This window comes from Devosia sp. FJ2-5-3, assembly GCF_029201545.1.
Lineage (GTDB): Bacteria > Pseudomonadota > Alphaproteobacteria > Rhizobiales > Devosiaceae > Devosia.
Map to the genome: position 1 here is coordinate 1,876,885 of NZ_CP104007.1, position 26,376 is coordinate 1,903,260.

Below are 26,376 nucleotides of genomic sequence, written 5' to 3' on the forward strand. Positions count from 1 at the left end.
TCGCTCTCGGGGGTCACCAAACCGGCAGTTTGAGCGACGAGGCCAAGGCAACGAGCTCGGCCTGACGGTGGCAACCGGTCTTGGCGAACACTTGCAGCAAATGAGTCTTTATCGTGCTCTGGGCCGCGCCGGTTTCGGCCGCGATTTGCCCGGGCGACACTCCTGCCGATATCCGTTCGAATACCCTAGCCTCTGCCGGCGTCAGATCAAACAGGGCCGCGATCTCGAGTTCGGGCCAAAGGGGAGATTGGCGGGATGGCGCAATGAAGATGGCCGCGTCGGCCGCGACGCTGACAGTTGGGCGCAATTGCCCCGAGCGGAGGGGCAGGACGTGAAAAACATGTGTTTCATCCCCCAGCCGCAAGGGAACGCCGAAGCCATTCGGTCCAAGCGATTTCTCATCCATCGCGGCCTTGGTCACGGCCCGCGAAAGCGCCGCGGTGGCCCCGGGGGACGGCACCGATAACCGGCCATTGATCGCAGTCACCGGCGCGCCCATGGAGAGCATCCGTCGAGCGACCTGATTGGCGTGAATGACCTTGAGGCTGGCATCGGTCATGACCACGCCCACGGACAACGCATCCACCACGCTCTGGAACATGTCCGACTTGATGGAGCCGATATCCAGCAAGCGCGATATCGCAACGGATCGCTGCAGATGGGGAAGCAAGAGGCGGGCGAGCGAGAGATCTCGCTCGGTAACCGGGCCGGCATCGCGATGGCGGCCGAACGCTATGGTGCCCATGGCGGCCCCATCGCGGGCAAGTCCCACCCCCATGACATCAATCATTCCGCGCGGTCGCGTCCACTCGACATAGATGCGGCTGGCCTCGGTGAGCCCTTCCTTGTGCTTCTCGGACATCAGGGCAGGCTGGTTGGGGTCATAGGTGAGGAGCTTGCCAATCCCGCCCCACTGCTCCAGCGCCTCGGCGCCGTAGCCATGCAGCTTTTCGAGCCAATGCTGCTCGATGCCGGTGGTGTAAAGCAGCAGAATGTCGCCTGAGGGGTAGCTGCGCAGATTGAGCGCCGCGCTCTTGAAGTTCATCGCATCGCAAAGGGCCGCCAATGTCCGCGGCCACTCGTTGGGATCGATGGCGCAGTCATAGATCGATGCCACCAGGTCCGACATTGCCTCCACGGCAATTGCTTGCTCCATTCCGTCCTCCGGAGCTCACAGAACTTGAATTCATTCGAGGAGCTCCACCAAACGGTGGAGGTGTCATAGCGCCCAGGGTGATCCACTTGAGAACGCCAACCAGTGACAGGCAACAACGCTACTCACTCAGAGTTCGGCGCTTTCGCAATGGAGAGGGTATCATGGACTACTCTTTACTTCTAGCGTACGGCCTGGCCGTCGATCTCGACGGCTTTCGCGGTAGTGGTGACCTTGACGGGCTGAGCGACCGCATGCTGTGGGATATCGGCTACAAGCGTGTCGGCGGTCGCGTGGTCGAGGATGTAGCGCCGTTCGACGAACCTGTCGTTGAGCAGCGCAGCCGGTCGTGGTCGTGGTTGATGTTTGGGCGAAACCTGTTCGCGCACAAGGTTTCGAGCCCTCCCGCGAAACTCGCCTGACAAGAACCGGCCTTTGCCCCGGACATTGTGGGCCCCCTCCCTGCCATGGAAGGGAGGCGGCCCTTTGCCACAGCACGCCGGAGCGATCTCGAGCTGCCTTTGCGTCTTGAGCAGAGGCACTATTCGTGGTGATCAGAAATGCACCGGTGACCGACCAGAGCCAGGGGCCGCGACTATTGCGTGACCAACTGGAACCAGGTGTCCAGGAACCGCGTGCGTTTCATGGCGTCGAGATAGACCAGGAGTTCGGGTCCAAGCTCGACACGCTGCAGATTGGTGGGCGTTGCGTCCGATAGTTGTCCCACAAGGGCTCTTTGGCCATCTGGACCAAGGAGTGCGTCGATGGCGATGCCCGCCAAATCGGGGCGCTTGGCCGTCGCGGGAATGAGCGCCACCCAGGGCAGGGCGAGTGCATAATCAGCCGGGATGACGATCTTTATGGTCGGATCGGCTTCAGAGTAGACGCGGGCCACCGAGAGCGGGACATTGTAGGCAAGGTCGATCTTGCCCTCACGCAGCGCGACCAGCATTTCGTCGGGTGTGTCGTAGATGCGGGCGGCCGCTGCGCCAAACGCCCGCGCCACGCGCCAGAACAGGGGCGAGCGCAGGGAATCCTGTGCGGCCAATGTGTAGCTCAACTCGTCTATGCCGATATTGACCAGCCCGGCCCGCATCGACAGGCGCTCGGCATTGGTTTCGAGCAAGCGCGCCAGTGCGAGGCGGCTTTGCGGGATCTCGGTGGCGGTGAACGCGTCGCTTCGGAACACGAACACCGCCGGCTCCGAAGCGATGGCGAAGACCTCATTGCGCCAATGCGACACCTCTGCGGAACCGGGATCGCTCTGGGGGTAATTCGGGTAACCGTGCCCTTCATTGGCCAGCCACACCGCCATGTCCGGCGCCGGCAGGATCACGAGGTCGGGCGCCGGCTGGGCGCCGGTCTGAATGCGTGACGCGATCTGGCGCGGACGCGCCTGAACATAGTCAGCGCTCAGCCCTGTCCTCGACAGCAGATCGAGCGCCGCCGACATGCGGGAGGGCTCGACCGGTCCCATGATTTCGATCCGCGATGCACTCTGGGCCCAAGTGGGGTGTGGCTGCAGACCCATGCCGAACACCAGAGGCGCAAGCAGGAGCGTCAGCCCCAGCGCTGCCCGATTTGGTGATGGCTTGCGCGGTAGTGTGGCCGTCACGACCAGGCCACCACCGGGCCGGTCCTTGAGTGAAATCGTGCCATGGGACGCGCGGATCACGGCGTCGACGATGGCGAGGCCAAGGCCCGATCCTGGCCCGAACTCGTCGCCGCGCACGAAACGCTCGAAGACGCGCGTCCGCATTTCAGGGGGGATGCCCGGCCCGCGATCGGCAATTACGAGGTCAACACTGGATCTGTGGCGCACGAGGCTCACCTCCACCGGCCCCTGGCTGTGGACGAGGGCATTCTCGATGAGATTGCGCACCATTTCGCGGGCGGCCACCGGGTCACACTCCACGAGTACGCGCTGATCGGGCAGATCAGAGGTTATCCGCATGGCGAGAGCGTCGTCCCTCGCCTCGAGGCGATCGACGGCCTCCCGCACCAGCGCCACGAAATCCACGGGTTCGCTGGCCTGTGTTTCCAGCCGGTGCAGCACGGTGGCGTCGCTCAGCAACTGGTTGGCCAGCACTGTGGCGCCCACTGCATTGGCATGGATGCGCTCGATCCGGTCGCGCAATGGACCGGCGGGGGCCTCCTCCACAGCGATTTGGGCGAGCGCACGAAGCGCCGTGAGGGGCGTGCGCAATTGATGGGCCGCATCGGCGGTGACCCGCTTCAGGCCGGTCAGCGCTGAATCCAGCCGCTCCATGAATTCATTGAGCGTGGACACCAGGGCCTGCGCTTCGCGTGGCACGGCGCCGGTGATGGGGCCAAGATCGGACGGTGCTCGCCGACGGATCGCCCTTTCCACCGCACGCAATGGCACGAAGGCCTGGCGAACACTGAGGCCGATGAGCAGGAAAGCCAGAGTGGCGACGGCGATCGCGGGGAAGACGGCGTTGAATGTCAGCTGGCGCGAGAGTTCCTCGCGCGCTTCGCGGGTTTCACCCACCACTATGTCCACCCAGCCGCCTTCGAGGCCACCCATTCCGGCGTGGTAGCGGGCGACTGACGCAATGCGGACCGGTGCGCCACGATAGGTGCTGTCCACCAGTCGCATGTCCGGGCCGACTGCCGGCGGCAGGTCTAGCCCGAGGAGGGGCGAGCCGGTGACAACCGAGCCATCGGGGGCAGCGATCTTGTAGAAGATGCGATTGAGCTTCGAGGTCCCAAGGATGGCAAAGGCCGCGTAGGGAATGTCGACGGCAAATTGGCCGCCATCCTGGATTTCGATCGTATCGGCAATCGACAGCGCCGCGGCGCTGAGAACACGGTCAAAGGCCTCGTCGGCGGCCCGTTGGCCGAGATGTTGCGCCATCGCGAAGAGGACCAGCCCGATTAACGAGAACAACAGGGCGGCGCTGATGAGGATGCGCTGCTGGATAGACGCCGTGTGGCTCATCGGGGCGTCGCAGGCGTCGTTGCAAGCCCGATCTGGTAGCCGACCCCACGCTGGGTGACGATTTCGATGCCGCTATCTTCCAGCTTTCGCCTGAGGCGCGACACCAATAGCTCGATGGCATTGGGTGAGCCCTGATCGTCGTGACCGAACAGGCGCAGCACAAGCTGCTCCTTGCTGACCGGATTGCCGAAATTGGCGACCAGCAGTTCCAGCAGTTCGAATTCCCGCTTGCCGAGATCGACCGGCTGGCCATCGAGCGAAGCGGCGCGGGCACCCAGATCGACCCGCAACGGGCCATGCACGTTGATCGACTGGCTGACCCCGTTCCTGCGTCGGATCACAGCGCGAATTCGGGCCGTCAATTCGAGCAGATCGAACGGCTTTACCAGGTAATCGTCAGCGCCGAGGTCGAGCAGGCTGACCTTGTCGGCGACCTGATTGCGGGCCGTAATGACGAGCACGGGGGTCGGCGTCCTGGCCTCGCGCATGGATTGCAGGATGGCGAAACCATCCTTGCCCGGAAGGTTGATATCGAGCACGACAAGGTCATAGCTGCCGCTCACAGCGAAGTCCTCGCCGCTCAAGCCATCGCTGGCGCGGTCGACCTTGTAGCCTTCGCGGGCGAGCTTGGCCGCGATAGCGTCGCCAATGTCGCGGGAGTCTTCGATAAGGAGGATGCGCATTCTTGCGAAGTGACAGGATTATGACAGCCAAAACAGAATATAGAATTGCTCGAAATCGGCAAGGTCGGAAATCACATCAAGATGATTCCGGCCCTGTCGCCGGAGGTATCTGCAACATGTTCTGGAAATTAACCTGCATTGCGGGAGGCGTATTATTGTCTTCTTCTGCAGTTCTGGCCGAAGAATGTCAGAAGACGCTCGAACTCTCTGCAGAATTCTGCGACAACAATTCAGATTTAGTTGCAGACCTTCCGCTGGACCAAGCAAAGTGGCGCACGCCCAAGACGCTGGTCTGGGCTTATACTCCCATCGAAGATCCAGCCGTCTATGCCAGCGTGTTCAAGCCGCTGACCAATCACCTGGAGCAATGTCTCGATCGCCAGGTGGTCTATTACCCGGTTCAGTCCAACACCGCTCAGATCGATGCGATGAAGACCGGGCGCCTGCATTTTGCCGGATTTGCTACCGGTCCCACGAGCGTTGCGGTCAATGAGGCCGGTGCAGTTCCTTTCGCGGGCAAGGGCGTGGGCGACGTGTTGCGCGGCTATGAATTGATCGCCGTTGTCGCCGCCGGCAGTCCCTATCAGCTTCTGGAAGACCTCAAGGGAAAACGCGTGGCCCATGTCTCGCCGTCTTCCAATTCGGGAAATCTTGCACCGCGCGCGCTTTTCCCCGCCGAGGGCCTCGAGCCGGGCATCGACTATGTGCCGGTGATGTCCGGCGGGCATGACAAGTCGATCCAGGGCGTTATTGCCGGTGACTATGAGATGGCCGCCGTCGCCTCCGATGTGCTGGAGCGGATGATCGAGCGCGGTCTCGTCCGGCGTGACGATATTCGCGTCATCTATACCAGCCCCACCTTTCCCACCTCGTCCTTTGCCCATGCGCATGATCTGGCACCCGAGCTGGCCGAGGCCCTGAAAGCGTGTTTCTTCAGCTTCCGCTTTACCGACGAAATGCGGGAGGAATTTCACGGTGACGAGCAATTCGTGCCGATTTCGTATGCGCGGGACTGGGCGGTCGTGAATGCCGTCGCGCGCCAATCGGCCGGGCCGGGCACCGTAGTCGATCCGCCCGAGGACGAGGGGCAAGCCGCCCCACACTAGCGCTCACTGAACCCAGAAATGTCCATGTGCCGGCTGCGCCCCTGCGCGGCCAAGGGAAGCTTTTTGCGAGTTTTTGCCGTGACCCAAACCAATGCATCAACCCTTGCGCCAACCGGCGAGGCGCCACGAAAAGGCGGAATCGGACCATTTGTCTACGCCCTGCGCATTGCCACCGCCGAGCCTACGGCCATGGTCGGGCTGCTGGTTCTGGCCCTGTTTGCCTATCTCATCGCCGCGCCCATCGTCGTGCTGCTCAGTGATGCGGTTCGCGTGCACTTTGCCGACCAGGCGCGCATCGGCGCGGATCTGGGGGCCTTTACCACCTACTATTTCGAGCGCGCTTTCCTGTCGCGCGTCGCACAGGACATTTTCTGGTTCCCGCTGCTCAATACCGGTCTCGTCGCCATGCTCGCGATGGTGGTGGCGCTGGTCGTGGGCGGCGCCATGGGATGGCTGATCAGCCGCACCGATCTGCTCGGCCGCCGCTGGTTCGCCACAGCCCTGATCGTGCCCTATATGTTGCCGTCCTGGACCTTCGCCCTCGCCTGGATGACGCTGTTCAGCAACCGCACCACGGGCGGCATGAAAAGTTGGGCGGAGGCGCTCGGATGGGCGCCGCCCAACTGGCTGTCCTACGGCATGATGCCGATCGCGATTATCCTGGCGCTGCATTACGCACCCTTCGTCATCCTGCTGTTCGGCAATGCGCTGCGCCAGTTCGATACCCAACTCGAAGATTCGGCGCGCTCGCTTGGTGCGAGCCCCTTTGTGGTGGCGACGAAGATCATCCTGCCGTTGATGCGCCCGGCGCTGATCTCGGCGCTGACGCTGATCTTTGCCAAATGTCTGGGGGATTTCGGCGTCGCCTACGTCCTTGGCGTGCCCGTGGGGTTCGACGTGCTCGCAACCTCGCTGTTCCGGGCCATTTCCACCAGTCAGTCCGGTATGTCCGCTGTTCTGGCGGGCACCATCATCGTGCTGGGTTCGGCTTCGGTGCTGATCGACATGGCCTTGCTCAAGCAAGCCAAGCGCTTTGTCACCATCGGCGCGAAGGGCGGCAAGAGCGGCACCACCAAACTCGGGGCATGGCGCATGCCGGCCACCGCACTTGCGGGCCTCGTGTTCCTCGTCAGCGCTTTCATTCCGCTGATGGCGCTCTTCCTCACCACGATCATGCGGGTGCCCGCAGACTTCTCCCTGTCCAATTTCACCCTCGATTACTGGATCGGCTCCAACCTCACCACCACAGCCCTTCGCCAGGGCATTCTGCTCACCGGCGAATTCTGGACGGCGACGTGGAATACGATCTGGATGGTCGGCTCGGCCGCCATCGGCGCAGGCCTGCTGGGACTGCTGGTGGGTTATGTTGTGGTGCGTTCGCCGATACGCGGCGTCGGCGTGCTGCTGCGTCAGATTACCTTCCTGCCGTATCTGGTGCCGGGCATCGCCTTTGCCGCCGCCTATCTCTCGATGTTCGCGGTGCAACGCGGCCCGGTCCCGGCGCTCTACGGTACTTCGGCCATCCTGATCATCGCGCTGCTCGCCGACCAGATGCCCTTCGCCTCGCGCGCCGGCATCTCGGCGATGATGCAGCTGGGCAAGGATTCCGAGGAGGCCGCGCAGGTGGCCGGCGCCGGCTGGTGGCGGCGCATGACCAGCATCGTCCTGCCCATTCAGCGACGCGCCCTGACCTCGGGGATCCTGCTGCCCTTCATCTCCGGCATCAAGGGATTGAGCCTCGTGGTCGTGCTGGCGGTGCCGGGCACGGACCTGCTGACTACCTACGCCATCCGGCTGGTCGATTACGGCTACAGCCAGGCCGCCAACGCGGTCGTCATCATGATCTGCATCGTGGCCTTCGGCGGAACGATGCTCGTGCAGAAACTCGGCAAGAGCAGTCTCGCCGACGGCATCGGAGGATAAAGCTATGTCCAGCGTCAGTTTGCGCAATGTGGAAAAAACCTATCGCCGCGGCATGCCCAGCGCGGTGCAGAACCTGACCCTCGAAATCCCGGAATCGGAATTTCTCTGCCTGCTCGGTCCCTCCGGCTGCGGCAAGACCACCACCCTGCGCATGATCGCCGGGCTGGAACATCCGACCGCCGGCCAGATCCTGATCGATGGCAAGCCCGTAGACTCCGTCGATGACGGTATCTTCCTGCCGCCCGAGCGCCGGGGCATGGGCCTCGTGTTCCAGAACTATGCCCTGTGGCCGCATCTGACCGTGCAGGAGAATGTCGAATTCGGTCTCAAGCTGCGCAAGGTGGAAAAAAGCCAGCGCGTCGCCATTGCGGCCAGGGTGATGGATACGCTGGGCATCGGCCGATATGGCGCTCGCTATCCGTCCGAGCTTTCCGGCGGGCAGCAGCAGCGCGTCGCACTGGCGCGCATGCTCGCCATCAATCCCAGCGTCATCCTGCTGGACGAGCCGCTATCCAATCTCGATGCCAAGCTACGCCTCGACATGCGCGCCGAACTCAAGCGCATCCATCGCGAATTGGGCTCAACCTTCATTTTCGTTACCCACGACCAGTGGGAAGCGATGACGCTTTCGACCACAATCGCAGTGATGAGCGAAGGCCTGCTGCAGCAGGTGGGCACCCCCGACGACATCTATGAGCGACCGGCCAACCGGTTCGTCGCTGAGTTCGTCGGCAATTTGCCCATCAACATCGTCACCATGGCGGATTCGGATCCCGTCACCCGTTGGATGCAAAACTATCTGTCCGGCGACGCCCAACAGGCTCGCTCCGTCGCTTCGGTCGGCATTCGTCCGGAAAACATCCATTTGGCACCGCGAGGGGCGGCGCGTCCGCGCTCGGCGCCGGTCACGGCCGATGCCACGCTGGTCGACGTCGTCCCCACCGGCGGCAACTGGATCGTCGAAATGGTGACCGAGCAGCGCAAGGTGTTTGCGCTGACGGCAGAGCCGCCGACGCTGTCGGCGGGCGAAGATGTCAGCTTCTGGGCCGAGCCATCGCACCTGCACCTGTTCGACGCGGACGGAATGCGCCGGTCGCCTGCCCAGGGCGGGCAAATTTTCTAAAACGTCATCATCCAAGGAGGATCCCATGATGATCTCTGAACGCGGCCTTCGCCGCTCGATTTTTGCTGCCGTGACGATGGCCGCCGTGGCTGGGGTCGGCAGCGCGGCACTGGCCCAGCAGGCCAGCCTCGGTATCCCGGACGAGGGCTATACCCTCGAGGCGCTGATCGAAGCGGCCAAGTCCGAGCCCCCGATCGTCGTGGTCGACGCGACCGGCAAGATCGTCAAGATGGCCGAGAATTTCACAGCCAAATACGGCATCCAGGCAACCGGTGTTAAGCTTGCGGCCCAGGAGCAGGAAGACGTTCTGCTGCGCGAGCACGCTGCCAACAATGTGCAGTCCGACGTGTTCAACATGAGCAATCTGCCATCGGTCATGTCGCGCATTATTCCGCAGAATGCCGGCATCAGCTGGTTCCCGCCCGATCTCGCCAGCTTTGTCCCGATCGAGTACCAGAACCCCGCCATCACCAGCAATAATCCCTGGGTCTGGGTCTATAATACCGAGGTCTATGGCGAGACCTGCCCGATCAGCAATATCTGGGCCTTGACCGACGAAGAGTGGAAGGGCCGCGTCGCGATCCCCGATCCGCTGCTGCGCAACGAGACCATGTTCTGGTTCAACCAGATCGAGACAAATGCCGATGACGCGGTTCGCGCCGCCTACGAAGCCCATTACGGCACGCCGCTCGAAACCACGGAAGCCAGCGCCACGGCTGAATGGGTGAAGCGCCTGGCGGGCAACAGCCCCAATGTGACGCGCTCGGACACCGATGTCGGCCCGATCGTGGGCGCACCCGGACAGACCGAACCCTTCATGGGTTTTGTCAGCGCCGCCATCTTCCGCGACGCACGCGACAACAACTTCTTCATGGGCCTCTGCGCAGGCGTCAAGCCATGGGTGGGCCAACTGACCCCGCGTGTCGCCGTGATCGCCACGGGGACGGACAGCCCGAACGCGGCCAAGCTCTTCGTGCATTTCATGATGACCGAGGAAGGCATGGCGCCGCAGCTGGCCGACGGCAAGATCTCGACCAACACCAAGGCCCGCATGCCGGAAGACGAAGCTTCAGGCGTCATCCACTACAGCGACCAGCTCTATGTGAACAATTCGGTCACCACGCCTGACGACTTCGCAAAGCTGCAGGACTGGCAGGATTTCTGGACCATCAGCAACCGCTGACAATCTGGTGGCAGCGGCGGTCGCGCCGCTGTCACCATTCCTTTGCCCGCAAGGGGCAGCGCGTTTGATCGACGGTCAGATAATCCGAAGCCCTGCATTTCCTGGAAGGTTCACCGACCCGGATTTGTCCGTCCAGGACACCACGCAATTTACGGGCACGGTTGAATTCAGTTCGACGCGCGTGGGCTTGGAGTCGTGCCAGTCCATATCGATAGAGATGCCGCCGCGCGCCCAAACGCCGCGTATCGACCCACTTGGCCAGGCCGTGGGGAGGGCAGGGAGGAGGCCGATGGATCCCTCCCGGGATTGGACGATCATTTCAAGAATACCTGCAGCACCACCAAAATTGCCGTCGATCTGAAAGGGTGAGTGAGCATCGAACAAATTGCGATAGCTCCGCTCCGGGCTCAGCAGCAATTTCAGTACCGCGTGAGCGTGTTCGCCTTCACCGAGCCGCGCCCAAAGATTGAGGCGCCAGGCGATGGCCCAGCCGGTTGCTTCATCGCCCCGAAGCTCCAGCGAACGTCGAGCAGCGGCGGCCAGGTCCGGCGTCTGGTCCAGCGTGATCTGATGGCTGGGATAAAGGCCATAGAGGTGGGACACGTGGCGGTGATCCATTTCCGGTGCGCTGAGGTCCCAGTCGTCCAACCATTCCTGCAATTGCCCGCCGGTGCCCACCTTGTGACCAGATAACCGGGCTCTGGCGCTCCACACGTCCTGCAGGAGTGAGCCAGGCCCCAGTTCAGGTGGTTCGGGTCCTAATTGGACGAGGCGTCATATCCGGCCTGGAAGATTTCGAGATATCGAGGCAGCCCCAGGCTCTCGATGTCGGCCAGGTAGGCTGCCCAGGCGGCATCGTCGTTGATGTCACGCTGGCCAGTGATGAACTCGGCATTGGACTGCGTGAAGTAGTTTTGGAGGTTGACCTGCAGCTGGGCCAGCTCGTCAGCCGTGGACGCGTCGGTCCAGAGGCTCCAATAGGGGAACAGCTTGTCCGCGGGATACTTGCCTTTATAGAGGAGACTGGTCAGCCGCGGCGCTGGAATCGTAGCCGGTTGTTTCGAAGTTCAGATCGACACCGAATTTTTCTTCGACCTGGGTCGTGAACCAGGCGGTGTCGAGATCCATGGTCGCCGTTTGCGGGGCGAACACGCCGAGCGATGTCTGGGCAATGGCTAGTGCCGGCGCGAAGGCCGTTGTGGCCAGCGCCAGCGCTGGAAGTCGTGGTGCGTGCATGTCCCACGCCGGTGCGGGGAGGGGGCCGGACAAGGTGGGTCGGCCGGCGATCCGTCCAAGGACAGTTACGCCTGCCGTTTTGCCTCGCAGGCTTGGCGCGGCGCGTTTTGAGCGGCGTTCAAAACGCCGGGGTCGGCATTGAGGGCTTTTCGTCGGGTGACCCCTGCGTCTGAACTTGCAGGTTGATCACCAGTGGACGCGTACCTCAATGCGGACCAATCACGCGATCATCGAACGTCGATGGTGTCGCCGGTAAACGTACCAAGGGTTTCGATTGCCTCGGTGGTAAACCGCTGGTCGACGATGTCGTCGGCCGAGATGACCGTGACGTCAGCGAAATCTGGGTTTTCGTAGGTGAAATCGACGCTCTTGACGAGTTCGGAGGGGCTGAAGCAGCCGTTGACGCACCAGCGCTTGTGCACCAGATCGCTCGTCGCCTTGATGCTTTCCGGTGACAATTCGGGGCGGCCCTCGGTGATGGCGTCGATCCAGCGCTGCGGCTCGGCCTTCATGGCGCGCGAGGTGTCGATCAGCGCATTGGTGAAACGCTGGATGGCCTCGCCCTTGGTCTCGATGGTGCTGTCGAGTGCCGCCACGAACTTGTTGAGTGCCGGAGCGCGCGACGAGAAATCATCGGGATCGATCAGGACGCTGATGCCGGGTGGGTTGTTGATCGACTGGAACGTGCCGTAGGAGACGGTCGTCGCGTCGATGCGGCCCGCAGCAAGGGCCTGGATGCGGACGTCCGGTGGGCCGATGGCGACGAAATTGGGTGCGCTCGCGTCCATGCCATAGCTGCGGAGAACGGCCTCGGTCAGCGTGTGATCGAGACTGCCGTTATCGGCAATGGCATAGGATTTTCCTGCGAGATCTTCGATGGTTTCGATCTCGGAGCGGGCGGCGATCAGAAAGGCCGCGCCGCGGCCGACGGCGACGAAGCCGCGAACGGGCAAGTCGTTTTCGGCGCGCAGGCGCAGGGCTGCGTCAATGGCGATGTCGGCGATGTCGACGGCGCCGGCATTGAGCGCCGCGACCGCCTGGGGCGTGCCGTCGAGCGGAACGATGGTGACCTTGACGCCGTGCTTTTCATAAAAGCCGAACTGCTCGGCCAGTTGGAAAACCGACGATGTGGTGACGTTGAACTGCGTGTCGGCGACGCCCAGGGCGAGCTTGAGTTCCAGCACATCGGTCGGTTGTGCCATGGCGCTGGTCGAGACCATGAGGCCAAGCGTGGCCGAGGCCAGAAGCGTGGCTCCGCCGCGCAGCAGGGAGGTGATTGTCAGGTGCATAATTGTCTCCTGCGGACAGTCCGCATTTGGGAAAGCGGCCGCGCTCAGGCGGTGCGGCCGAAGATGGGAAGGGGGCTGAAATCGTTGCGCAAAATGGCCGAGGTCTTGTCGTGCCCCATCCAGCCCTGGATCAGGGTGGAATAGATGCGGCGATAGTCGGTGGTGAATTTGAGGTTGCCCTCGTCAAGATCGGTGAGGCTCGGCGGCGCGCCATATTGGCCGCCAGTGACCGGCTTGCCGATGATGAACGCGGGACCTGCAGTGCCGTGATCCGTGCCCAGGCTGGTATTTTCGGCGACACGGCGGCCGAATTCGCTGAACACCATGACTACGACATCATCGGCCCGTCCGAGACGCTCGATGTCGCGCACGAAGGCCGAGATATGATCCGAGGTGTAGGACCACAGCCGCGCATGCAGATCGCCCTGATAGACATGGGTGTCGAAGGCGTTGTTGCGATAGGGGACGTAGTAGACCTTGGTGGGGAAATCGGCAGCGATCAGCGCGGCAACGCGTTCGAGGCCGAATTTGACGAGGCCGTAGTCGATGGGCGTGGAATATGAATTCCAGGCAGCGCGCACCAGATGTTCGGAATGGGTGGCGCTCGCCGCGATGTCGAACAGGAAGTCCTGCGAGGGGTTGGCGCTGCCATTGCCGCGCGCATCGATGGCAGCAATGGCTTCCTGCTGTTCGTGGAACATGTGGCGCGTGAAATTGTCGGGATCGTTGAACACCAGCGGCACGTGGTTCATGGCGCGCACCGCCAGGGACTGGCTGTCGTCGATGTTGACGAGGAAATTGGTTGTATGGCCGAGCGGGTCGATCGCATCGGCCATGCGCCCGAGCCAGCCATAGGCCTCGCCGCTATTGGGCGCGCCGGTCTGCCAGAAGGCCATGGAAGAGAAATGGGAGAAGGAGGGCTGTTCATAGCCGACGCCATGAACGATCCCCATCATGCCGTCCTTATAGAGCCGCTCGAAGCCGCCCATGGTTTTCTGGAAGCCGAATTGCTCATCGATCCGCAGGAGTTTGTCCTTGCGGATGCCTAGATTGGGGCGCGCGTTGTAATAGGCCTCGTCCTCGTAGGGGATCACGGTGTTGAGCCCGTCATTGCCCCCGGACAGTTCCACGATAACCAGGATGCGGTCGTTCTGGTCGGCCTGGGTCTTGGCGACCTTGGACCAGACGGGGGATGTGGCGACGCCACCGGCGCCTTCGAGAACGAGAGAGCCGAAGCCGGACCGGATCAGGGTCTCGCGTTCGCCACTCGTGAGCTTGGGTGTCTTGGCCATGCTTGTCTCCTGCGCGGCGTTCAGGCGAGCTGAAACTGGGGTGAACTCATGATGAGGTGGGCGACCGAGCGCAGCGGATGCTCCAGATAGGTTTCAGCCTGGCTGAGATCGGCGGTCCCCAATTGCTCGGTGAGGGTGGTGACCAGCGCCTGCCGCGCCGGTGGCGCCAGCGGAACGCGCAGGAGCTGGCCGAGCAGCACGTCGACCGCCTCGGCCGCAGTGCGCGCGCCAGCATCTCTGACAATGTCAGACAGGCTGAACTGGGCGGCAGCCCGCGGCAGCGGCTTGAGTTTGCGCAGCGCCTCGGAATAGCCCATCAGGCTGGCATAACGGGTGTTGAAGGTTTCCTGGATTCCGGCCGTGCTGCTGGGCGCCGCATCATCTTCGAGCGTGGCGGCGGTGATCTCCATGCCGGCGATGATGTTGCGATTGACCCGCCGCACTTCGCCGCCCGGATTGTGATTGGGATCGCGGAACTCGATGATATTGGGGAACATGACTTCCCGGGCGAAATTAGCCCGCTCATAGAGCAGTCCGGGCGTGATCCAGCTGCGGCCCTCGCCCCAGCCGGCCACAGTGGGGGGATATAGGAGCACCTGACCGAGCGTTTTGCAGACGGTGTGCGGATCGGGAATGCCCGGAAGTTCGGAGAGGCCGAGTTTGCGATAGGTGGAAACCAGGAGCTCCGTTGGCGACTTGATGTGCGTGCCGACCGAGGCTTCGCTGTAAAAATCTTCCGAGAGAAATATCGCCGTCAGGAAGGGCGCGATTTCGTAGCTATTGTCGCGCAGGAGATCGCCGAGCTGTTCGGCAAAGTCAGGACTCAGCTGATCGCGGACGAAGAAGCGATAGAGAGCGCTCGCGATATAGGTCGCCGTCTGCTTTTGCTCGAGGATGATCCGCAGAATATCCTCTCCGCTGAAGTTGCCCTCGCGCCCAAGGAAGCGCTTGGTGCCGCCATCGTGCTTGTCGGGGTCGACGACGAAAGTGAGATCGTCATTGCCCCAGCCGGTGAAGGCGCGGGCGGCCTCGCGAATGTCGTCCTCGGTGTAATTGCCGACGCCCATGGTGAAGAGTTCCATGACCTCGCGGCCGAAATTCTCGTTGGGAGCGCCCTTCACGTTTTGCGCCGCGTCGAGGAACACCAGCATCGCCGGGTCCTTGGCGACGGCAATGAGAAGGTCGCCGAAATTGCCGGTGGCACCCTTACGCAACGTATCAAGCTGGAGCTGCATCTTGCGATAATCGCGAAGCTTTTCTTCGCTGGTCGCAAAATGGCCGTGCCAGAAAAGCGTCATCTTTTCTTCGAGCGGACGATTGCTTCTCACCATCCGGTCGAGCCACCAGAAGGCGAGGCGCCGCGTTTCCAGGACAGTGGCGCGAAGCCAATAAAAGAATCGGTTGGTGACGGGCTGCAGAGGACGGTCGCCGGACGGTTTGACACGCACGCCCATGGCTTCGCCGCTGCGCTCGGCCAGTTCGGTCGCTGCCGGCCGGCTGACGGGGAAGTCCTTGAAGGACGGCTCCCAGAACCCGGATTCCTCGAAGGCCGGGAGATGGGAATTGTCCGCGTGCATGTAGTCGACGAAGGAGGCCACGGCCTCTTGTGGGGACATTTGCGCCAGACGCTCGATTTGCGCCGGGGTGCCGCCGAAGCCCGCGCGCTCGAGCAGATGCGCCGCACGCTCATAGGTCCAGTCAGCGACGCTGATCGGCGACAGATTTTCGATTGTGATTGATCCAGTCGACACTGGCTTCCCCGCGAATTTAGTCTGATGTTGGAAGGGCGGCTTGGGCCGGGACACATGCTGAAACGGGGCTAAGACCCTGTGACTGCAATAGGATTGGCCTATCGGGGAGATCAGGACGCAAGGCTCGCTCCACCGAAAGCACCCGCAAGTTCCTCGAGCTCAGCGCCGTCGCGAACCATGTCGTGGATGCGGCCCCACAGATGCTCGCGCATCTGTTTGAACGCGGGCAGGGTGCGCGGATCGTTCTGCCAGCGCGGCTCGGGAAAGCTGACATCGGCGATATCGTCGATGCGGCCTGGGCGAGGCCGCAGCAAAATCACGCGTTGCGACAGGAGCACGGCCTCGTCGATGTCGTGGGTGACAAACACGATGGCGATGCCGCGACGCGACCAGAGTTGGAGCAGCTCCATACGCAAGACTTCTCGCGTCATCGCATCAAGCGCTGCAAAGGGCTCGTCCATGAGGAGCACCTTGGGTTCCACCGCCAGAGCGCGGGCAAGGCCAACGCGCTGCTGCATGCCGCCTGACAATTCATGCGGAAAGGCTTCGGCGAAATCACGCAGGCCGACCGCGCCCAGAAGTGCTCGGGCACGAGCAGGACGTTCGCTGCCCGACAGGCCCTTGAGCTTCAGGACGAACTCGATATTCGCCGCCACCGTCAGCCAGGGCAGGAGGCGGGCGGACTGAAAAACCATGGCGAGATCGGGCCCCGGTTCCGGGGCAACACCCTGCACGCGAATTTCGCCTTCGTCAGCCGCGATGAGCCCGTTGATGAGGCGGAGCAAAGTCGTCTTGCCGCAGCCGCTGGGGCCGACGAGGCTGACGAATTCTCCCGGATTGACGTCAAAAGAAATGTCCTGGAGGGCGCGGATCTGCCCCTCCTTGAACGACTTGCCGACATTGCGGAGAGAGATGATGGGCTGCACGGTCTTGTCCATGGTCACCGCCCGTTCGCCAGGCTGACACGCCAGCGCCCGAGGCGCCGCTCGGCAAAGCGCAACAGGGCGGTAATAGCCGTGCCCAGGGCCATCAGCACGATGACCACCGCGAAATACCGGTCCATCTGGAAGCGATTGCCGGCGGCGGCGAGGAGGCCGCCGAGGCCCGATTGTGCCATCGTCAGCTCAGCGATCACCGTGCCGACGGTGCAGATCGCCGCCCCGATGCGCAAACCGCTGAGGATCGAGGGCAGGGCGTCCGGCACCATGACTTTCCAGAACAGGGTCGCGCGCCGGGCGCCAAAGGCCCGCGCCATTTCAACGAGGTCCTTGTTGGCGTTGGCGATGCCGGCCGTCGTATTGATCAGGATCGGGAAGAAGGCCGCGTTCCAGACCACGACCACCTTGGCTTCGGTGTAGAGACCGAACCAGACGATGATCAGCGGGATAAAGGCGGCTCCGGGCGTCGAATTCATGGCGTTGACGAACGGCTCGAGGACACGTCCCAGAACGCGAAAGCCTCCGAGGAGAACGCCCAGAAAGATGCCGGTGCTGGCTGAAAGCAGAAATCCGAGGGTGATCACGGTGAGCGACTGCCCAAGCCCCGACAGCATCGTGCCGTCGGACCACATCTGGATGCTTTCTTCCACGACGTCAGTGGGGCTCGGCATGAGCAAATTGCCGCCTACGGCGTTGAGGGCATACATCCCTGCCAGCAAACCCAGTCCGATCAGGATCTGCGTGCCGAAAACCGCACCGCTTTCGAGGCTGCGCTGCCGACGGGCCCGAATGACATGGGCCGAAAGTGCGGGAGCTGCGGACACAGACCGCTTTGGTCCGCGTTCGCGTAACAGCGGTCGTTCCGCCCGCTCAACTGACATAAAAATTCTCTTCTGCAATATGGCGCGACTGTCACCCGACACCCGCCACGCGACAAGCTCATCGGCGCCTATCGATGCGATAGGAAAAACCAAATTGCCGCTGCAAACGCTTGAAACCAAAGAGTTCAGCCTTTCAGCCTCGCGCTTTTGCGCTAGAAGCGGAGGATGGCGGGTGCGTATTTGGCGCTGGGAGAGTTTGGCATGGCGAGGAATAGCAAGCGTTCAGATCCGAGCGATGCAGGGGCAGTGGGGCGGCTGCAGCCCAAGGCCAGTGACCTCACGCTTCATCAACTACGCATCTTCTGGGCTGTGGCTCATTCGGAAACGCTGACCCGCGCCGCCAAGCAGCTCGGTCTGGCTCAGCCTTCGCTCTCCCAACAGCTGGGCAAGCTCGAGGCCAATGTGGGTACACTATTGTTCCATCGGCGTTCGAACGAGATGGAGCTGACCGAAGCCGGCCACTTCCTGTTGCCCAAGGTCGAGCAGGTTCTCCGGAACATTGCCGAGGTCGAAGATGGATTGGCGCAGTTTCGCGGTGGTGACCGCATGACCCTGCGCATCGCCGGGATCAACTCGGTGCTTCGTGTTTTGATGCCCGAGGTCATCACGCTGATGCAGGAGCGCTATCCGGGCGTCGACTTCGACCTCCAGGAGAGTGCGCCCGCCGAGATCCTGGACATGCTCTATAGCCGGCGGGTCAATCTGGGTCTGTTGGCTACCAATTCGGTGGCGCAGGCCAGCGTGGGCCTTGTGCAGATCCCGCTGGTGGACGACCCCTATGTCCTGGCGGTGCCCGAAAACATGGTGCTCGATGGCGTCGTCGATCCGCAGATAGAACTGCCGCCCGAGCAGCTTGCCGTTCTCAATCGCTCTATTCAGTTCATCTTTGGCAGCCAGCAGGCGCAACGGGTTGCGGATTGGTATGACAGCGTACTGCCTCAGCACCGGATAATTGCCAAGTGCCGCAGCTACGATACGGCCATTGGACTTGTTCGCGCCGGGGCGGGCGTGTGCCTGGCTCCAGGGCTGACAGCGCTTCAGCAGCCTGATCGTGCCGAAAGCCTGCGCCTTTATCGTGTGCAAGCGCCGGAGCGCAAGATTGCAGCCCTCATCCCCTCGCAGTACCGCTATGCAGAGCCGTACAAGGGCCTGCTCGACATCCTGCAGAGCATTTCCAATCGCCACGCCATTCCCGGGCTACTGGAGACCCCGCCCTTCCTGATGAGGGCGCAGACGGCGAATTTGTGATTTTATCACGGCGCTGTTTCTCGCAATGGCGCGGCCATGAAGTGCTTGCCTATAGCGCATGGGATTGCCGTACGCCGGGATGTAAGGGGAGGGAAGGCGGGGTAGTGCACAGCTGAGACGTCGCTTCCGCGCCACATCGTCATTTTGGAGCAGGATCGCCGCGGCGTAGTGCGAGCACCAAACTAGAACAAATTTTGCAAACCAATTGCAAACTGGCCCGCAGAAGACTGAGGCAATGCCTGCTAAGTCATTGGATTTTGTGGTGCCGGCAGCAGGGTTCGAACCCGCGACCCCCTGATTACAAATCAGGTGCTCTACCAACTGAGCTATACCGGCAGTGGCAGCCGTCTAGCATTGCTATTGTCGGCTCGCAAGATGGGGGGAGTGCTTTTGGCACAGCTCATTTTGGCTTGGGCGGAGGGGTTGGCCTGGGAGCCGTCCGCTGGTCGCCGACGGGTTGATCCAAGGTGGATCCGCCCTTCTTCCGACCCAGATCGTCAATGTTGTCGTCCTGCTGCTCACCCGGGGTCGTCTCGAGGGGGGCCGGCGTCGACTTGTTGCTCGTCATCTTGGCGCTCCTTTGGCTTTCACAAAGCAAACCGGCGGCGCGACCGAGAGTTCCCGACGACCTCCCAGTTGGGGCAGAACTATTTTTTCGTCATTGCCGCTCGAAACGAACATTAAGCTTCGACGAATTCTCGGCTGGTGGAGGGGCTTGGCGGGCAGGGTCGCAAGCCCGCACAAATTTGCCAAACGGCCCTGAAAGCCCAGCAAATCCGGCACTTTGCGGCTTGATGGAAAGCGCTGGTCACCGTAACCAAGGGCGTGGTTGGGGGCCGCGTGTTTTTGATATTCTGCCGGGATTGGAAGTAAAGTGGATCGCAACCGCCTGACGCATTTGCAGGCTCTCGAAGCAGAGAGCATCGAGATCCTGCGCGAGGTCGCCGCCAGTTTCGAGCGGCCCGTGATGATGTATTCGATCGGCAAGGATTCGAGCGTTCTGCTGCATCTCGCCCGGAAGGCCTTTTATCCCAGTCGCATCCCGTTTCCGCTGCTGCATGTCGACACGACATGGAAATTTCGCGAAATGATCGCTTTCCGCGATCGCACGGCGGAGGAATACGGGTTCGACCTTATCGTCCACACCAATGCGGAGGGTGCGCGCGACGGCGTCAATCCCTTTACCCATGGCTCTTCGCGATACACCGATATCATGAAGACGGCGGCACTGCGCCAAGCGTTGAATGAGGGGCGGTATGATGCCGCCATCGGCGGCGCTCGGCGCGACGAGGAGAAATCCCGCGCCAAGGAGCGCATCTTCTCGCATCGCAATATCACCCACGCCTGGGATCCAAAGAACCAGCGTCCAGAGCTGTGGCGCGTGTTCAATACGCGGCTCAACCCGGGCGAGAGCATGCGGGTTTTCCCGATCTCCAATTGGACCGAGCTGGATGTCTGGACCTATATCTATGCCGAGAACATTCCAATCGTGCCGCTCTATTTCGCCAAGCCCCGGCCGGTCGTCGAACGCTCGGGCACGCTGATCATGGTGGATGACGAGCGCCTGCCGTTCGAACCGGGTGAAGAAGCGCGGAACGAAATGGTCCGGTTCAGAACACTTGGCTGCTATCCGCTGACGGGTGCCATCCGGTCGAATGCCGCCGATCTTCCTTCGATCATCATGGAGATGCAGGCCAGCCGCACATCGGAACGCGAAGGGCGGTTGATCGACAGCGATTCCGCAGGGTCGATGGAGAAGAAGAAGCAGGAAGGGTACTTCTGAGCATGTCCCTCGCCATGGCAAATCCGAATACAGACCTCGACCTCTGGCTCGAGCAACAGACCGGCAAATCGCTGCTGCGCTTCCTGACCTGCGGCAGCGTCGATGATGGCAAGTCCACACTGATCGGCCGGCTGCTCTACGACAGCCAGCAAGTGCTGGACGACCAGTTGGCCAGCCTCAAGAACGAGAGCCGCAATCGCTCGGTCGGTGCCGAGGGTATCGATTTTTCGCTGCTGGTGGACGGCTTGCAGGCCGAGCGCGAGCAGGGCATCACGATCGATGTCGCCTATCGGTTCTTCTCGACGGACAAGCGCAAGTTCATCGTCGCCGATACTCCGGGGCACGAGCAATATACCCGCAATATGGCGACCGGGGCGTCCAATGCCGATCTGGCACTGGTGCTGGTCGACGCGCGCAAGGGCCTTCTCACCCAGACGCGGCGGCATAGTTTCATCCTGTCCCTTATCGGGGTGAAGCATGTGGTGCTGGTCATCAACAAGATCGATCTCGTCGGTTACGACCAGGCGGTCTTCGACGGGATCGAGGCAGAATACCGGGCCTTTGCCGCGGGGCTCGGATTTGAGACTTTGCACGTCGTGCCGGTCTCGGCGCTCAGTGGCGACAATATCCTGACCAGGAGCGACCGGACGCCGTGGTTCGCGGGCGAGGCCCTGGTGCCCTATCTCGAGACGGTCGAGGTCGCCACTGATCGCGCCCAAGGCCCGCTCCGTTTTCCGGTGCAGTGGGTCAATCGACCAAATCTGGATTTCCGGGGTTTTTCGGGCACAGTCGCGTCCGGCGAAGTAGCGGTCGGCGATGAGGTGCTAGTTGCGGCGTCGCGGAAACCGGCGGTTGTCGCGCGCATCGTAACGATGGATGGTGATCGCAGCAGGGCGGGGGCCGGCGAGGCAGTGACACTGGTGCTCGACCGGGAGATCGACGTGTCGCGCGGGGATGTGCTGACACATCCCGGATCGACGCCCGAATTCTCTAATCAGTTCCAGGCCAGGATCGTGTGGATGGGAGAGGAGCCTGCCTATCAGGGGCGGTCCTACCTTCTCAAGATTGGCGCGCAGCTGGTGCCAGCAACCATCACCGCCATAAAATTCCGCACCAATGTCAATACGCTGGAGAGGGCGCCGGCAACACGGCTCGAGCTCAATGAAGTGGGCACGGTCACCGTGGCCACCGACCGGCCTTTTGCGTTCGACGCATATGAAGCCAATCCGGTCACCGGCGGCTTCATCCTGATCGACCGGCTGAGCAATGCGACGCTCGGGGCAGGGACGATCGAGTTCGGATTGCGGCGGGCACAGAACCTTACCTATCAATCATTCGACGTGAACCGTCAGGTTCGGGCCGAAATGAAGGGGCAGGAGCCCCGTATCGTCTGGTTCACCGGCCTGTCCGGGTCGGGCAAATCGAGCATCGCCAATTTGCTTGAGAAGCGCCTGACGGCGGAAGGGCGGCATGCCTATATCCTCGACGGTGACAATGTCCGTCATGGGCTCAACAAGGATCTCGGCTTCACCGAGGCGGCGCGTGTCGAGAACATCCGTCGCGTCGCAGAAGTGGCCAAGCTCATGGCGGATGCGGGACTGATCGTGCTCGTGTCGTTTATTTCGCCGTTTGAAAAGGAACGGCGTCTGGCCCGGGAAATCGCCGGCGACATCAATTTTTCAGAGATTTATGTCGATACGCCGCTCGAGGTATGCGAGGCACGGGACCCCAAGGGGCTCTACAAGCGGGCGCGGGCCGGCGAAATAAAGAATTTCACCGGTATCGACTCGCCGTTCGAAGCGCCGAGTGCGCCTGAACTCGTTCTGCATGGGGCAATTGCCGAGCCGACGGAGCTGGCCGACGAGCTTCATGACTGGCTTAAACTCTGAGCGTTAAACTGCGCCGCCCAACCGGTCCGCGCCGGCCAGGGCGGCGAAGTCGGCCTGGTCGATGTCGTGCAGCGTCTTCATGAGCAGGCCGCGGAAGATGGGCTCCTTCTCGTCGCGGTAGGCCACGATGCGGGGTGCGCCATTGATCCTGCACACAAGCGAAGCGTTCAGGGCCATGGAGATTTCGGGGCGCATGAGTTCGAGTGCGCGCGCACCCGGGCCGACGATCAACACATCGGAGGGATCGTAAATGGCGAGCATACGGCTCAGTCCGTAGCCGATGGCCCGGCCGGCCAGGTTGAAGGCATGGGTGGCCGCTCGGTCGCCGGCCTCGGCGCGCTGCATGAGAGCGTCATATTGGGCCGCGGGGACAGAGGCCGCCGGCTGCGCACTTTCCGGCACGGAATAGGCATTTCGCAAAACGCCATAATCGGCGGCATAGGCCTCTATGCAGCCCTTCATCCCGCAGCGGCAGAGGGCGCCGTTGGGCGCATGGTTCATGTGGCCGAACTCTGTGGCGCCTTCATCGCCGCGACCCATGATCTGGCCACGAAACGTCACGCCCATGGCCACGGTGGAGCCGATGAAAACCGTGGCGACACTTTCGGCGTGCAGATCCGGGTCGAGCCAGCGCACACCCTCGGCGAGCAGGCGACCACGCTTATGAAGCGTGACGGGTAGCCCGATTTCGCCGGACAGTTGAGCAGCGAAGGCGGAGCCGGCAAGATGCGGGATAGGGGACCAGCGCAGGCCGCAGGCGTCACGTTCGAGTATGCCCTGCACCGAAATTGCGACCCGTCGCAGGGCGCTCCCGGCGGAGGGATTTCTATCCATCAGCGTCGTCAATCGCTCGGCAAAAAAGCGGTCGGGCGGGGTTTCGGCGAAGGTGGTGGGCGTGATCGGGTTTTCGATACGGTCGACAAGCACCCCGCCATAATCGACGAGCGACAGGCGAGACCGATTGACGTCAATTTCGAAGAGGGCCGCATAGGCCGTCGTCCGGCGGAAGTGAACATTTGTCGGCGGGCGGCCTCGGGTGCGGCCATCAGGGCGTTCTCCGGGGAGTTCCTCCACGAGGCCCTGGGCAAGCAGATCCGCCATGATGGCCGTGATGCTCGCATGGCTCAATCCGGTGAGGCTCGCCAGAGCGGTTCGAGACTGCGCGCCGTGCCTGCGCAGACCGTCAAGTACCAGCCCCCGGTTCAGGCGCCGGACGCTGTCGCTGTCGCTGACGGTTCGCGTCACACACTCTTCTCCTTGCCCATTACCTTACTCATCAAAGCTGATCGCGCTCCGCAACATCGGATTGCTCAGGAGGGCTGAAAATCACGTTGACATGTAACGCAGGGGCGTGCGAGGTCTTTTTTCGAGCATTGAAATTAATGCTCTGACAAGGCTGGCATGCCCTGGAGGGGGCAGGCCGCGGCTTTGCGAGGTGGGCAGCGACCTGCCCTTGGGAGGACAACATGAACAAGTTTTTGGCGGTCTTGCTTGCCACGACCGTAATGACCGGCGCCGCAATCGCGCAGGATGAAATTGTCATCGGCGTTTCCTGGAACAACTTCCAGGAAGAGCGCTGGAAAACCGACGAGGCGGCCATCAAGGGCGTGCTCGACGCAGCAGGGGCCAAGTATATTTCGGCCGACGCTCAGTCTTCTGCGTCCAAGCAGCTGACAGACATCGAAAGCCTGATCAGCCAGGGCGCCGACGCCATCATCGTTCTGGCCCAGGACAGTGATGCTGTCGGTCCCGCTGTCGCTGCCGCTGTTGCCGAAGGCATCCCGGTGGTCGGCTACGATCGCCTGATCGAAAACCCAGACGCCTTCTACCTCACCTTCGACAACAAGGAAGTGGGCCGCATGCAGGCGCAGGGCGTCTTCGCCGTGCAGCCAGAAGGCAATTACGTCTTCATCAAGGGCAATTCGGCCGATCCCAACGCGGACTTCCTCTTCGAAGGCCAGATGGAAGTGCTGAAAGCTGCGATCGATTCCGGCGCGATCAAGAATGTCGGCGAAGCCTATACCGACAATTGGAACCCAGAAGTGGCCCAGGCCAACATGGAGCAGTTCCTGACCGCCAATAACAACGAAGTCGACGCAGTCGTTGCGTCGAACGACGGCACGGCCGGTGGTGCCATTGCCGCCCTGGCTGCCCAGGGTCTTGCCGGCTCCGTGCCGGTGTCGGGCCAGGACGGCGACCATGCCGCGCTCAATCGCATCGCGCTCGGCACGCAGACTGTCTCCGTCTGGAAGGACGCTCGCGAATTGGGCAAGAAGGCCGCTGAAATCGCCATCGAGCTCGCCGGTGGCACGGCCCTCGACGCCGTCGCGGGTGCCAGCAAGTTCTCGGATGGGCCGAATGGCGTCGAGATGAATGCCGTGCTGTTGGCTCCGGTGCCGATCACCAAGGATAATCTCAACGAGGTTATCGATGCTGGTTGGGTGACCAAGGATGTCGTCTGCCAGGGCGTTGCTGCAGGCTCGGTCGCCGCTTGCGATTGATCCAATAGCATTCTGGACTGGTTCACGATGCCGCGGCGTTCGCGCTGCGGCATCTCGTGTAACTGGATCTTGCCTCGGGCAGCTCCGGGGCGTTGTTTCCACGGGAGACATTAATGGCCGAACAGCAAGCCATTGCTACCCCAGCTCATCCAAGCGCGCATGCCCAGAACCCGCTTCAGCGGTTCCTGGCGGCGACTGAAATGGATACGCGCCTGCTCGGCATGATCGGTGCGCTGGCGATCATCTGGATTGGCTTCAACATATTTTCCGGCGGGCTGTTTTTGACGCCGCGCAATCTCTGGAATTTGTCGGTGCAGACCGCCTCAGTGGCCGTGATGGTCACCGGCATGGTCCTCGTCATCGTCACCCGAAACATCGATCTTTCCGTGGGGTCCATACTCGGGCTTGTCGGCATGGTCATGGGGGTCATGCAGACCCAGATCCTGCCGGTGCAACTCGGTCTCGGCCTCGGGCATCCGATGATCTGGATTCTCTCGCTGGTTGGGGGCCTGGCGGTGGGAATGGGCATCGGTGCGCTGCAGGGCAGCATCATCGCCTATCTCAAGGTGCCCGCCTTTATCGTCACGCTCGGCGGCTATCTCGTGTGGCGAGGCGCCGCCTGGTGGGTGACCATGGGGCGGACTGTCGCCCCGATGGACTCTACGTTCCAGCTTATGGGTGGTGGACCGGCGGGCGCTATCGGGGCCACCTGGAGCTGGGTGGTTGCGGCCATTGCCTGCGTCGCGATCGTGCTCGGACTTTATCTCGGGCGGCGGCAGAGGCAGCGTTTCAATTTCCCGCAGCGGCCACTTTGGGCAGAAATCGCTCTGGCGGTGATCGGCTGCGGCGCAACCATCGGCGCGGTCTGGGTCGCCAATTCCTATCCCTGGCCCGTGCGTATCGCGCAGAATTATGCCGCGGCCCGCGGGATGGACGTGCCGGAGGGCGGTCTGTTCATCGCGCATGGCGTCGCAATTCCGGTGCTCATTGCGGTCGGTGTGGGTGTCGTCATGACTTTCCTGACGTCGCGGACCCGGTTTGGCCGCTATGTCTACGCCATGGGCGGCAACCCCGAGGCGGCGGAGCTGGCGGGCATCAACACACGCTGGGTGACGGTCAAGATCTTCATGATCATGGGCGCGCTCTGCGCGATTGCGGCAGCCATTTCCAGCGCCCGTCTCAACGCGGCCACCAATGCACTGGGCACATTGGACGAGCTTTACGTGATCGCAGCGGCCGTGATCGGCGGGACCTCGCTCGCCGGTGGCGTCGGCACCATAGCCGGAGCGCTGCTCGGCGCTTTGGTCATGCAATCCCTCCAATCAGGCATGGTTCTGATGGGGCTCGACAGCCCCCTCCAATCCATTGTCGTCGGTATCGTTTTGGTGTTCGCGGTGTGGCTCGACACGCTGTACCGCCGAAACAAGCACTAGGA

General features: G+C 62.2%; 21 protein-coding genes and 1 tRNA gene. 10 read left to right on the plus strand and 12 right to left on the minus strand.

Going from position 1 to position 26,376, the window contains the following annotated elements; translation table 11 throughout:
• Positions 1–13: 13 nt before the first annotated feature.
• On the minus strand, positions 14–1,156 hold the full coding sequence (locus N0P34_RS09025) for a LuxR C-terminal-related transcriptional regulator (RefSeq protein ID WP_275606688.1): 1,143 nt from the start codon (positions 1,154–1,156) through the stop codon (positions 14–16).
• A 161-nt stretch (positions 1,157–1,317) separates the two neighbouring features.
• Between N0P34_RS09025 and N0P34_RS09030 the strand changes: the two genes are divergently transcribed.
• Positions 1,318–1,575, plus strand: coding sequence for a hypothetical protein (locus N0P34_RS09030; RefSeq protein WP_275606689.1), 258 nt, complete (start codon positions 1,318–1,320; stop codon positions 1,573–1,575).
• Positions 1,576–1,748: 173 nt separating this feature from the next.
• Here N0P34_RS09030 and N0P34_RS09035 read toward each other — a convergent pair whose 3' ends face one another.
• Positions 1,749–4,115, minus strand: coding sequence for a sensor histidine kinase N-terminal domain-containing protein (locus tag N0P34_RS09035; RefSeq protein WP_275606690.1), 2,367 nt, complete (start codon positions 4,113–4,115; stop codon positions 1,749–1,751).
• Positions 4,112–4,798, minus strand: a complete 687-nt coding sequence (locus N0P34_RS09040; RefSeq protein ID WP_275606691.1) for a response regulator transcription factor — start codon at positions 4,796–4,798, stop codon at positions 4,112–4,114. The genes N0P34_RS09035 and N0P34_RS09040 overlap by 4 nt, the downstream gene beginning before the upstream one ends.
• Positions 4,799–4,953: 155 nt before the next feature.
• On the opposite strand from N0P34_RS09040, the gene phnD reads away from it, so the two are divergent.
• The 4 genes from phnD to N0P34_RS09060 all read left to right on the plus strand — a co-directional run bounded on the left by phnD (position 4,954) and on the right by N0P34_RS09060 (position 10,133).
• On the plus strand, positions 4,954–5,904 hold the full coding sequence (gene phnD / locus N0P34_RS09045) for a phosphate/phosphite/phosphonate ABC transporter substrate-binding protein (protein ID WP_275606692.1): 951 nt from the start codon (positions 4,954–4,956) through the stop codon (positions 5,902–5,904).
• Positions 5,905–5,967: 63 nt separating this feature from the next.
• Entirely contained in the window at positions 5,968–7,827 is a 1,860-nt protein-coding gene (locus tag N0P34_RS09050; protein ID WP_275606693.1) for an iron ABC transporter permease, read from the plus strand.
• Positions 7,828–7,831: 4 nt separating this feature from the next.
• A complete protein-coding gene (locus tag N0P34_RS09055) occupies positions 7,832–8,950 on the plus strand; it encodes an ABC transporter ATP-binding protein (RefSeq protein ID WP_275606694.1) in 1,119 nt (372 codons plus the stop codon).
• A 25-nt stretch (positions 8,951–8,975) separates the two neighbouring features.
• Positions 8,976–10,133, plus strand: coding sequence for an ABC transporter substrate-binding protein (locus N0P34_RS09060; protein WP_275606695.1), 1,158 nt, complete (start codon positions 8,976–8,978; stop codon positions 10,131–10,133).
• Between the two features lie 75 nt (positions 10,134–10,208).
• Here the strand turns inward: N0P34_RS09060 and N0P34_RS09065 are convergent, their stop codons facing one another.
• The 7 genes from N0P34_RS09065 to N0P34_RS09095 form a co-directional block, all read right to left on the minus strand.
• Positions 10,209–10,781, minus strand: a complete 573-nt coding sequence (locus N0P34_RS09065; protein ID WP_275606696.1) for a glycoside hydrolase family 95-like protein — start codon at positions 10,779–10,781, stop codon at positions 10,209–10,211.
• A gap of 363 nt (positions 10,782–11,144) precedes the next feature.
• Complete coding sequence (locus N0P34_RS09070; protein WP_275606697.1) at positions 11,145–11,369, minus strand: hypothetical protein; 225 nt, start codon at positions 11,367–11,369, stop codon at positions 11,145–11,147.
• A 227-nt stretch (positions 11,370–11,596) separates the two neighbouring features.
• A complete protein-coding gene (locus N0P34_RS09075; protein WP_275606698.1) occupies positions 11,597–12,658 on the minus strand; it encodes an ABC transporter substrate-binding protein in 1,062 nt (353 codons plus the stop codon).
• Between the two features lie 44 nt (positions 12,659–12,702).
• Entirely contained in the window at positions 12,703–13,950 is a 1,248-nt protein-coding gene (locus tag N0P34_RS09080) for a DUF1501 domain-containing protein (RefSeq protein ID WP_275606699.1), read from the minus strand.
• Between the two features lie 20 nt (positions 13,951–13,970).
• The gene (locus tag N0P34_RS09085; RefSeq protein WP_275606700.1) at positions 13,971–15,701 is read right to left on the minus strand and encodes a DUF1800 domain-containing protein; all 1,731 of its coding nucleotides are present in this window, start codon (positions 15,699–15,701) and stop codon (positions 13,971–13,973) included.
• A 110-nt stretch (positions 15,702–15,811) separates the two neighbouring features.
• Positions 15,812–16,639 carry an ABC transporter ATP-binding protein gene (locus N0P34_RS09090; protein WP_275606701.1) on the minus strand — a complete coding sequence of 276 codons (828 nt, stop codon included), beginning with the start codon at positions 16,637–16,639 and terminating at the stop codon, positions 15,812–15,814.
• Positions 16,640–16,641: 2 nt separating this feature from the next.
• Complete coding sequence (locus tag N0P34_RS09095) at positions 16,642–17,463, minus strand: ABC transporter permease (RefSeq protein ID WP_275606702.1); 822 nt, start codon at positions 17,461–17,463, stop codon at positions 16,642–16,644.
• Between the two features lie 258 nt (positions 17,464–17,721).
• On the opposite strand from N0P34_RS09095, the gene N0P34_RS09100 reads away from it, so the two are divergent.
• On the plus strand, positions 17,722–18,768 hold the full coding sequence (locus tag N0P34_RS09100; protein ID WP_275606703.1) for a LysR family transcriptional regulator: 1,047 nt from the start codon (positions 17,722–17,724) through the stop codon (positions 18,766–18,768).
• A 260-nt stretch (positions 18,769–19,028) separates the two neighbouring features.
• Here the strand turns inward: N0P34_RS09100 and N0P34_RS09105 are convergent.
• A tRNA-Thr gene (locus N0P34_RS09105) sits at positions 19,029–19,104 on the minus strand.
• A 538-nt stretch (positions 19,105–19,642) separates the two neighbouring features.
• Between N0P34_RS09105 and cysD the strand changes: the two genes are divergently transcribed.
• Positions 19,643–20,551 carry a sulfate adenylyltransferase subunit CysD gene (cysD, locus tag N0P34_RS09110; protein WP_275606704.1) on the plus strand — a complete coding sequence of 303 codons (909 nt, stop codon included), beginning with the start codon at positions 19,643–19,645 and terminating at the stop codon, positions 20,549–20,551.
• 14 nt (positions 20,552–20,565) lie between these two features.
• Complete coding sequence (gene cysN / locus N0P34_RS09115; RefSeq protein ID WP_275606948.1) at positions 20,566–22,440, plus strand: sulfate adenylyltransferase subunit CysN; 1,875 nt, start codon at positions 20,566–20,568, stop codon at positions 22,438–22,440.
• Between the two features lie 3 nt (positions 22,441–22,443).
• Here cysN and N0P34_RS09120 read toward each other — a convergent pair whose 3' ends face one another.
• A complete protein-coding gene (locus N0P34_RS09120; RefSeq protein ID WP_275606705.1) occupies positions 22,444–23,685 on the minus strand; it encodes an ROK family transcriptional regulator in 1,242 nt (413 codons plus the stop codon).
• Positions 23,686–23,906: 221 nt separating this feature from the next.
• Between N0P34_RS09120 and xylF the strand changes: the two genes are divergently transcribed.
• Together xylF and N0P34_RS09130 are read left to right on the plus strand one after the other, a co-directional pair.
• Entirely contained in the window at positions 23,907–24,941 is a 1,035-nt protein-coding gene (xylF, locus tag N0P34_RS09125; protein ID WP_275606706.1) for a D-xylose ABC transporter substrate-binding protein, read from the plus strand.
• Positions 24,942–25,054: 113 nt separating this feature from the next.
• Complete coding sequence (locus tag N0P34_RS09130; RefSeq protein WP_275606707.1) at positions 25,055–26,374, plus strand: sugar ABC transporter permease; 1,320 nt, start codon at positions 25,055–25,057, stop codon at positions 26,372–26,374.
• Positions 26,375–26,376: the final 2 nt, after the last annotated feature.